Origin of the sequence: Oribacterium sp. NK2B42, from assembly GCF_000424445.1 — a bacterium.
Classification (GTDB): Bacteria; Bacillota; Clostridia; order Lachnospirales; family Lachnospiraceae; genus Oribacterium.
The window spans coordinates 52,940-58,235 of record NZ_KE384191.1; the positions used below are offsets into that span (position 1 = coordinate 52,940).

A 5,296-nucleotide genomic window follows, 5' to 3' on the forward strand; every position below is an offset into this window, starting at 1 on the left:
AGAAAGAGTCAAGAAAAAATCGAAAACCAGGAAACCATGAGCGGTGAGATCGTAGAGGCAGAAGTCGTGGATGGTTCTGTTGAATTTGAGACAGGCTCCTTCTCGGTGTTTGTTTTCACAGGGTACACTGTGGACTTCCACTGGGGAGAGTATACGTATAACCTCAAAGGCGGAAGCACCATCTTCCTGTCCGAATTGCTGGAGACCCTGATAAACGGGGCTTCTGAAGGGGAAAATAAGGCTTTGGAAGGCGAAGAGACCGCAGACGCGGCAGTGGAAGTGGATAATTCTACTGGGGAGACAGAAAATCGTAGTCAGGCCAATGGAAGTGCAGGGGTATATGACACCACAACGGAAAATGCGAGACTGGCGGAAATCATTGCAGATATGAGCCGGGTGAAATCAGTCACATTCAGCAATCCGAAGCTGGTAAAAGTAGAACAGAAGAGCAGTGAGCAGGCGGAAAACGACTGGCTGCTTACTTCGCTTGCCGCTTTTGATACGGAAGAGATACTGACGATCCGGTTGGCGGATGGCAGTGAGATCGTTGTGAGGGTGACGGATGAACAAGAAGGCGATCTCGTTCCGTTGACCATTGAAAAGAAATGGGATGAAAGCATCGACTGGACAAGTGAGCCATATGCTTCGCAGAAAGCTGCAAATCAGACAATTGAATTCCTGATATATGGTAAAACCAATGACTCAGACCCCGGAACACAGATTACAGCATATGCCGAAAGTTCCGGAAATACGGCAGTGTCAAGCATTAGTGAGAGTGATCATACAGATGATATTTCCAAATGGGCTAAAACTGTTTATGTTCCTAAGTCCGTAAAGGTCACGGAAAATAATGAACAGGCCGTGAAAACCTTTACTTCTTATACTATTGAAGAAGTAAATTTGGAAACAGCACAGGGAACCCGTGGATCCTGGGATGATCCGATTGTAGACTATCAGGAAGGAAAAGAGGAATATAAGGAGTATTCGACAAACGTGCTGCCAGATGGAACCCGGTTGTATTCAGCAGGTGATTATCCGTCTGAGACCCATCTGAGACTGGTGGCATATGGAAACTGGAGCATTTCGAATATTACGAGTGTAACGATTGAATATTCTGTAAATAACGGAAAGTATAATTTCAGCACAAAGGCTAACTTTAGCTCCGCAAAAAAGCTTGAGTCCAACAACAATGGGCATCCGGAGTATATTTACAGGCTCAAGCTGCTTACCGCAGGCGATAAAGACTATAAGCCGATATTTAAGAAACTATATATTAATGGTGTTGAAGAACCGGTTGGCAGCAATCAGCGTATAACAACAGCTGTCATTGAAAATGGTACGCTTGGTGGTGAATACCCCTGGGATCTGGATGTTTCCAGCTCCGGCACTACAGTAAACTATTCTGTTATGGAAATGAACCGTAAACTCACGGTGACTAACTCCTTCAGCCTGCCGGTTGAAGAGAAGGTTCCGGTTATCGTTAATAAGGTATGGGATGACCGGATTACATGGACAGACAGTTATTTCGAAAACTGGAAAGATTTGAACAAAGAAATTCTGCTGACGGTGGATGGGGAAGCGAAGACGCTGAAGGATTCCGATTCCGTTGCGACAAGTGAGCTGGCTAGGAACGGACAAAGCTCATATAAGGATGCAACTGAGCATAACGCTGCTCTGCAGTCTTTCTCAAAGCTTTTCTATGTGGATAACGGATTTGATGCGACAAAGCTGCAGGAAGGAACGCTTCAGAAACCGGATGACAAATATGTCTGGACGAATACTATTGAAGAAACAGAATGGAATAAGTGGGTTAATCTGACCGATTCCGGACATACCCAGAAGGGGTATATCCATCTGCATTCAAATACAAGTGTAAAAAACTCGGATACTAATGAGTATCAAGGTGTTAAGAAAATTATTTTCCAGTACACCGATGGGGTTAACAATGACATAATTTATCAGTCGACAGCCAATGTCACAAATGCGACCCTGAACGAGGAAGGGGCAAATTATTACATTGAAGTGCTTCTGCCTTCAAATGTAGATATGAGCAGTCTGACGCTGGCCAATCCGCAGAAGTATCAATATACACCTCAGGGAGAACTGCGCTTTGCCATACAGGTATGTCGTACTGGTGAATACTATGTTAATAACCTGCCTAAATCCGTTCAAGGAAGAGCCAGAACAGCGGCGGAACCTGAAACCCGCTACGACAATGTCTCTTTCTGCAAGAGTGTACCGTCAGGCGGTAAGAAGATAGAGGCCACCAGCAACACGCTGAAGGCCTATTTCCCGACCCAGTACACCATCACAAACTCCCTGAGCATCTGCAAGATTTTGGATACCGATGGAGTGGAGCATGGTTTCCCGACGCTGAATGCTGCGGTGACGTATTCCCGCAATACTGCGACCCGCGACAAGGCATATGCAGTAGATGATGGTAATGGCGGAAAGCAGTGTAAGATCGAGATGCTCGTAGACTATGTGATCCCGTCAACCGATAAGGTCACGCTTGACTCCGGAACTTTGTCTGTCAATGGGACAGATGTTGACTATACCGACAACATCATCATCACTACGGCCGACAAGATAGGGAACGCGGGCTATAAATATACCGGCAAGGGTGACACGGCCACGATCACGAGGGGCTTTACGCTTGCAAGCGCAGAGGATACAGATAATAACCAGCTCTTTACCGTTACCGGCGATGGGGCAATGTTGACCTTTACCAACATCATCATTGATGGTGACAAAACCAATCATTCCGGCGGCAAGGGGAGCCTTGTCTATGTGAAAGGCGAGAAAACCAATGTGCCTGTGTTGGTCATCGGAACAGGCGCTACGCTTCAAAACGCAAAGAGCAGCGGCAGTACCGGCGGCGGTGCGGTCTATGTTACGCACGGCACAGTTACGGTTGCTGCTGGCGGCTCTATCCAGAACTGCGTGGCGGAAAACAGCGACGGCGGCGCGATCTATGCGGAGAAAACCGGGGCTGTCATCAATATCAACGGCAGCCTTACCGGAAACAGCGCAGAAGATGGCGGCGCAATCAAAGCCTCTGGGGGCGTATTTATCAATATTTATCCGGGCGCAACCCTGTCCGGCAATACAGCGTCCAAAAAAGGAGGCGCAATTTACATCAGCGGCAGTGTGAACATGACCGGCGGTTCCATTGATAACAATACTGCTGCACAGAAGGGCGCGGGCATTTATGCCGACAGCGATGGCAGTATCAGCTTCTCCGGCTCTCCTGTCGTCTACGATAATAAGGTAAACGACAAGCAGTGGAATGTGGAATTCTCTGGCAATAATAATACGTCCATCAAGCTGAGCGGCGAACTTGACGACAGCGCAAAGATCGGCGTGTATGCGCCCGGCGGCCATAACAAAGCTGGCGAACCGTTTGGTACGGCAATGTCCAACACCGAAGCCAACCTCGAAGGCTTTACCAACGACCGGGATGAGACGCTGTTCGGCGTGAATGCCCAGGATATGGGACATACCGGCAGCCTGATTTACTGGGGCCGGTACATCTGCAAGATCGAGGATAACAATAATGTCGGCAAGGGGACAAAGCAGATTGGTGAAACGAACCGTTACGAGCATCCGTTTACCACGCTGAACAAAGCGCTGGGCTATGCGAGAAATGGATTCAATAACGGCAGCACGATGAGCGGTAGCAATGCGGCAAGCATTCAGATGCTGGTGGACTATGTGATTCCGTCAACCGACATAGTGACCCTGAACGAGTCCACCGACAACATCATCATCACCACAGCCGCGACCTCCGGCGGAATCTATAACTTCACTGATACTCAGGAGAAAAAAGCTGATGAAGATAAGGGTACGGCGATTTTGACCAGAGGATTCAACGGCACGGATCTGTTTACGGTAAGTAATGCAAGTGCAAAACTTACAACAACGGATATTATCTTTGACGGTGACAGAGAAGGAATTGTTACAGGAACAGCTAGGAGCGGTCGGGCGATCAATGCGAGCCAGGCAAATGCGACAGTTATTATCAAAGATGGCTCTACGTTCAGGAACTTCTATATTTCTGGAAATTCCGCAAACGGAAGTGTCATTAACACAACCGGCAATCTTACGTTACTGAACGAAGAAAAAGAAGGAACAATCCGTTTTGACAACAATCAGACCACAGGATATGGTGGTTCCGTATATGTAAGTAAAGTCATGACTGTCAGCGGCGGAACGGATTCAAAGGGAGAAGAAATCGGAAATCCCGGTACGGTATGGTTCAACAATTCCAAATCCGGAAATGACGGCGGAGCGGTTTTTTGTAATGGATTCCGCATGAACAAGAACAGCGGAACCTTAAAATTCACTGACTGCGCTACTGTTGGCAATGGGGATTATGAAGGCGGAGCCATTCAGGTTCAAAGCAATGATTTCCTCATTGAGAAAAACACAGGACTCGTGCATTTTGAAAACTGCTACACAGATCAGACATCGGGAGAAGGCGGAGCCGTTTCCGTGTTCAAAAGTGCAAAACTGACTATAGAGTGTACCGAAAACGGCAATGCGAAGTTTATCAACTGCGCAGCCGCCAAAACGAGCGGATCTGCAGGAGGAGGCGCGTTATTTACTTATGATAATGGGCTTAATATTATCACGGTAACCGCTGAAAACGGCTCTGTTCTTTTTGAGAACTGCAGTGCCAAAGGAGCCGGCGGCGCAATCTACCAGGAAAAGGGACTAAGCATAGAGTTCAAGAATGTCAAATTTATAAATTGTACATCTGGCAGCAATGGTGGCGCCGTTTATACACCAGGCGCGATTGGAATGATCGGAGCCAGCTTTGAAAACTGCCAGGCAATTAATGGCGGCGGTGTGTATTCCAAACAGGATATGTCTGCGGCTGGAGAAGTATCCTTCAGCGGATGTACGGCCTCAAAGGCAGGCGGTGCGATCTATGATGAATCGTTCTTCCTGTTAAATGAAACAGTCTTAATCCCCCAGCTGAGCTGGGGGAGCAATAAAAGCGGAAGCGATAAACGGAGTAACATAAACTAAAACCTCCGGTGTACAATAAGTGCAGGTCTAGCAAACCACACTAATTGAAACGGAGGATTAGGTCCAATGGACAATCAAAGTTTATCACATAGCAAGTATAATTGCACATATCATATCGTGTTCATTCCGAAATACAGACGTAAAGTAATGTATGGAAAACTACAAGCGGAGGTAGGACAGCTATTAGGAAAAGTGTGCAAGATGGAAGGCGTAACAATAATTAAGGCGGCTACAATGACAGATCATGTACATATGTATGTAT

2 protein-coding genes are annotated in these 5,296 nt (G+C 47.1%); both read left to right on the forward strand.

Going from position 1 to position 5,296, the window contains the following annotated elements; all coding sequences use genetic code 11:
• The first annotated feature begins 36 nt into the window (after positions 1-36).
• A complete protein-coding gene (locus tag G625_RS0117165) occupies positions 37-5,034 on the forward strand; it encodes a hypothetical protein (protein ID WP_156885174.1) in 4,998 nt (1,665 codons plus the stop codon).
• A 66-nt stretch (positions 5,035-5,100) separates the two neighbouring features.
• Positions 5,101-5,296 (forward strand): IS200/IS605 family transposase (tnpA, locus tag G625_RS0117170; RefSeq protein WP_029202079.1); only part of this gene is annotated, 196 nt, incomplete at its 3' end.